Below are 5,249 nucleotides of genomic sequence, written 5' to 3' on the forward strand. Positions count from 1 at the left end.
GAGGCGGGTGGCGGGGGTGGCGGGAGGCGCCCGTTGGGGTGTTGACCGACGCGGAAAGTGCCGTATAATGTGCGGCTCCCTCGGACGAAACGTCCTGAGGTGCGAGGCGAGGATGACTCGCCAAGCGGTTGATCTTTGACAGTGTGCGCAGGTGACTTGTGCGGGCGCCTGCAGGGTGGTGGATCTGTCCACGATCTTGCAGATGTCCGTTTCAGAGCACAGTCAATTGTTTTGTAGCAAGCGACGCAGGGCTCAGGACGACATCAGCGAAAGCTTCAAGCTTCAACTGAAGAGTTTGATCCTGGCTCAGAGTGAACGCTGGCGGCAGGCCTAACACATGCAAGTCGAGCGGCAGCGGGTCCTTCGGGATGCCGGCGAGCGGCGGACGGGTGAGGAATGCATCGGAATCTGCCCTGTCGTGGGGGATAACCTAGGGAAACTTAGGCTAATACCGCATACGACCTACGGGTGAAAGCGGGGGACCTTCGGGCCTCGCGCGGCAGGATGAGCCGATGTCGGATTAGCTAGTTGGCGGGGTAAAGGCCCACCAAGGCGACGATCCGTAGCTGGTCTGAGAGGATGATCAGCCACACTGGGACTGAGACACGGCCCAGACTCCTACGGGAGGCAGCAGTGGGGAATATTGGACAATGGGCGCAAGCCTGATCCAGCCATGCCGCGTGTGTGAAGAAGGCCTTCGGGTTGTAAAGCACTTTTGTCCGGGAAGAAAACCTGCGGGCTAATACCCCGTGGGAATGACGGTACCGGAAGAATAAGCACCGGCTAACTTCGTGCCAGCAGCCGCGGTAATACGAAGGGTGCAAGCGTTACTCGGAATTACTGGGCGTAAAGCGTGCGCAGGCGGTTCGTTAAGTCTGATGTGAAAGCCCCGGGCTCAACCTGGGAATGGCATTGGATACTGGCGGGCTAGAGTACGGTAGAGGGTGGTGGAATTCCCGGTGTAGCGGTGAAATGCGTAGAGATCGGGAGGAACACCCGTGGCGAAGGCGGCCACCTGGACCAGTACTGACGCTCATGCACGAAAGCGTGGGGAGCAAACAGGATTAGATACCCTGGTAGTCCACGCCCTAAACGATGCGAACTGGATGTTGGGCACACTCAGGTGCTCAGTGTCGAAGCTAACGCGTTAAGTTCGCCGCCTGGGGAGTACGGTCGCAAGACTGAAACTCAAAGGAATTGACGGGGGCCCGCACAAGCGGTGGAGTATGTGGTTTAATTCGATGCAACGCGCAGAACCTTACCTGGCCTTGACATCCACGGAACTTTCCAGAGATGGATTGGTGCCTTCGGGAACCGTGAGACAGGTGCTGCATGGCTGTCGTCAGCTCGTGTCGTGAGATGTTGGGTTAAGTCCCGCAACGAGCGCAACCCTTGTCCTTAGTTGCCAGCACGTGATGGTGGGAACTCTAAGGAGACTGCCGGTGACAAACCGGAGGAAGGTGGGGATGACGTCAAGTCATCATGGCCCTTACGGCCAGGGCTACACACGTACTACAATGGTGGGGACAGAGGGCTGCAAGCCGGCGACGGTGAGCCAATCCCAGAAACCCCATCTCAGTCCGGATCGGAGTCTGCAACTCGACTCCGTGAAGTCGGAATCGCTAGTAATCGCAGATCAGCATTGCTGCGGTGAATACGTTCCCGGGCCTTGTACACACCGCCCGTCACACCATGGGAGTGGGTTGCTCCAGAAGTAGCTAGTCTAACCGCAAGGGGGACGGTTACCACGGAGTGATTCATGACTGGGGTGAAGTCGTAACAAGGTAGCCGTACCGGAAGGTGCGGCTGGATCACCTCCTTTCGAGCGCGACAGGTCACATGCTGTCAGGCGCCCGCACAAGACACCTGCATTCCAGAGTACAGACGGCACACGGCGGGCGTCGTGTGGTCGTCGCCCTGCGTGACACGCCGGGGCCATAGCTCAGCTGGGAGAGCACCTGCTTTGCAAGCAGGGGGTCGTCGGTTCGAACCCGACTGGCTCCACCACGCGAGCAGCCGCCGGACGCGAGCCGGTGGCGGCCAGGACGAGTCCTCGGATGGGTCTGTAGCTCAGGTGGTTAGAGCGCACCCCTGATAAGGGTGAGGTCGGTGGTTCGAGTCCTCCCAGACCCACCATCTGAGACGAGCACACTCTGGAAGCGCACACGCAAAGCATTGAGCGGACGGGCGTTGAGGCCGGTTTCGCGTTCTTTGACAACTTGGGACGTAGCGAGCGTTTGAGACGACTGTCTTGACGTGTCGTTGAGGCTAAGGCGGGTGCCGAGAGGCACCGATATTGAGTCGTTATCAGTTGCAAGACGGCCCCGAGGCGACTTGGGGTTATATGGTCAAGCGACTAAGCGCACACGGTGGATGCCTTGGCGGTCAGAGGCGATGAAGGACGTGGCAGCCTGCGAAAAGCGCGGGGGAGCTGGCAACAAGCTTTGATCCCGCGATGTCCGAATGGGGAAACCCACTGCTTCGGCAGTATCCTGCAGTGAATCCATAGCTGCTGGAGGCGAACCCGGGGAACTGAAATATCTAAGTACCCGGAGGAAAAGAAATCAACCGAGATTCCCTCAGTAGTGACGAGCGAACGGGGACCAGCCCTGAAGTCGGTATGGTTCTAGCAAAACGGCCTGGAAAGGCCGGCCATAGAAGGTGACAGCCCTGTATGCGAAAGGGCCGTACCGATGATGACGAGTAAGGCGGGGCACGTGAAACCCTGTCTGAACATGGGGGGACCATCCTCCAAGGCTAAATACTCCTGACCGACCGATAGTGAACCAGTACCGTGAGGGAAAGGCGAAAAGAACCCCGGAGAGGGGAGTGAAATAGACCCTGAAACCGTGTGCGTACAAGCAGTGGAAGCTCCGCAAGGAGTGACTGCGTACCTTTTGTATAATGGGTCAGCGACTTACTGTCTGTGGCGAGCTTAACCGGATAGGGGAGGCGAAGGGAAACCGAGTCTGAACAGGGCGCACAGTCGCAGGCAGTAGACCCGAAACCGGGTGATCTAGTCATGCCCAGGGTGAAGGTCAGGTAACACTGACTGGAGGCCCGAACCCACTCCCGTTGCAAAGGTAGGGGATGAGGTGTGATTAGGAGTGAAAAGCTAATCGAACCCGGAGATAGCTGGTTCTCCTCGAAAGCTATTTAGGTAGCGCCTCGTGTCTCACTGCTGGGGGTAGAGCACTGTTATGGCTAGGGGGTCATTGCGACTTACCAAACCATGGCAAACTCCGAATACCAGCAAGTGCAATCACGGGAGACACACGGCGGGTGCTAACGTCCGTCGTGGAAAGGGAAACAACCCAGACCCACAGCTAAGGTCCCAAATTTACCGCTCAGTGGTGAACGATGTGGGAAGGCCCAGACAGCCAGGAGGTTGGCTTAGAAGCAGCCACCCTTTAAAGAAAGCGTAATAGCTCACTGGTCGAGTCGGCCTGCGCGGAAGATTTAACGGGGCTAAGCGGTAAACCGAAGCTTGGGGTGCCTACTTCGTAGGCGCGGTAGAGGAGCGTTCCGTACGCCGTCGAAGGTGGATCGAGAGGTCTGCTGGAGGTATCGGAAGTGCGAATGCTGACATGAGTAACGATAATGCGGGTGAAAAGCCCGCACGCCGAAAGCCCAAGGTTTCCTTGCGCAACGTTAATCGGCGCAGGGTGAGTCGGCCCCTAAGGCGAGGCAGAAATGCGTAGTCGATGGGAAGCTGGTTAATATTCCAGCACCTCGCGTGAGTGCGATGGGGGGACGGAGAAGGGTAGGTGTACCGGGCGTTGGTTGTCCCGGGGAAAGGCGGTAGGTGGAGCCCTTAGGCAAATCCGGGGGTTCATACACCGAGCACCGAGACCAAGCCTATAGGCTGAAGTCACTGATCCCACGCTTCCAGGAAAAGCCCCTAAGCTTCAGCTCACGCAGACCGTACCGTAAACCGACACAGGTGGGCAGGATGAGAATTCTCAGGCGCTTGAGAGAACTCGGGTGAAGGAACTAGGCAACATGGCACCGTAACTTCGGGAGAAGGTGCGCCTGCTGGTGTGGTGACGTGCGTCACTGAGCACCGGCGGGCCGCAGTGACCAGGCCGCTGCGACTGTTTATCAAAAACACAGCACTCTGCAAACACGAAAGTGGACGTATAGGGTGTGACGCCTGCCCGGTGCCGGAAGGTTAAGTGATGGGGTTAGCGCAAGCGAAGCTCTTGATCGAAGCCCCGGTAAACGGCGGCCGTAACTATAACGGTCCTAAGGTAGCGAAATTCCTTGTCGGGTAAGTTCCGACCTGCACGAATGGCGTAACGACAGCGGCGCTGTCTCCACCCGAGACTCAGTGAAATTGAAATCGCTGTGAAGATGCAGCGTTCCCGCGGCAAGACGGAAAGACCCCGTGAACCTTTACTACAGCTTTACACTGAACGTTGAGTTCGTCTGTGTAGGATAGGTGGGAGGCTGTGAAACCCGGACGCCAGTTCGGGCGGAGCCAACCTTGAAATACCACCCTGATGTGCTTGACGTTCTAACCTGGGCCCGTGATCCGGGTCGGGGACCGTGTATGGTGGGTAGTTTGACTGGGGCGGTCTCCTCCCAAAGAGTAACGGAGGAGCACGAAGGTACGCTCAGCGCGGTCGGACATCGCGCACTGTGTGCAAGGGCATAAGCGTGCTTGACTGCAAGATCGACGGATCAAGCAGGTACGAAAGTAGGTCCTAGTGATCCGGTGGTTCTGTATGGAAGGGCCATCGCTCAACGGATAAAAGGTACTCCGGGGATAACAGGCTGATACCGCCCAAGAGTTCATATCGACGGCGGTGTTTGGCACCTCGATGTCGGCTCATCACATCCTGGGGCTGTAGTCGGTCCCAAGGGTATGGCTGTTCGCCATTTAAAGTGGTACGCGAGCTGGGTTCAGAACGTCGTGAGACAGTTCGGTCCCTATCTGTCGTGGGCGTTGGAGATTTGAGAGGGGCTGCTCCTAGTACGAGAGGACCGGAGTGGACGAACCTCTGGTGTTCCGGTTGTCACGCCAGTGGCACTGCCGGGTAGCTATGTTCGGAAGCGATAACCGCTGAAAGCATCTAAGCGGGAAGCGCGCCTCAAGATGAGATCTCCCGGGAGCTCGACTCCCCTGAAGGAACCATCAAGACCAGGTGGTTGATAGGCTGGGTGTGTAAGCGCAGCAATGCGTTGAGCTAACCAGTACTAATGATCCGTGCGGCTTGACCATATAACCTCAAGTGGCTTCGATGCGG

The 5,249-nt window shown here is 57.6% G+C and carries 2 tRNA genes and 2 rRNA genes; all 4 read left to right on the forward strand.

The annotated features are described in order from the left end of the window. The first annotated feature begins 283 nt into the window (after positions 1–283). The 4 genes from HNQ58_RS13215 (at position 284) to HNQ58_RS13230 (ending at position 5,224) form a co-directional block, all read left to right on the forward strand. A 16S ribosomal RNA gene (locus tag HNQ58_RS13215) occupies positions 284–1,822 on the forward strand. Positions 1,823–1,931: 109 nt separating this feature from the next. Next, a tRNA-Ala gene (locus tag HNQ58_RS13220) sits at positions 1,932–2,007 on the forward strand. Positions 2,008–2,059: 52 nt separating this feature from the next. Further along, positions 2,060–2,136: transfer RNA gene (locus HNQ58_RS13225), tRNA-Ile, on the forward strand. 210 nt (positions 2,137–2,346) lie between these two features. Then, positions 2,347–5,224, forward strand: a 23S ribosomal RNA gene (locus HNQ58_RS13230). The 16S and 23S rRNA genes sit together here with 2 tRNA genes alongside, the layout of an rRNA operon. Positions 5,225–5,249 lie beyond the last annotated feature (25 nt).

Source organism: Rehaibacterium terrae, from assembly GCF_014202935.1.
GTDB classification, from domain to species: domain Bacteria; phylum Pseudomonadota; class Gammaproteobacteria; order Xanthomonadales; family Xanthomonadaceae; genus Rehaibacterium; species Rehaibacterium terrae.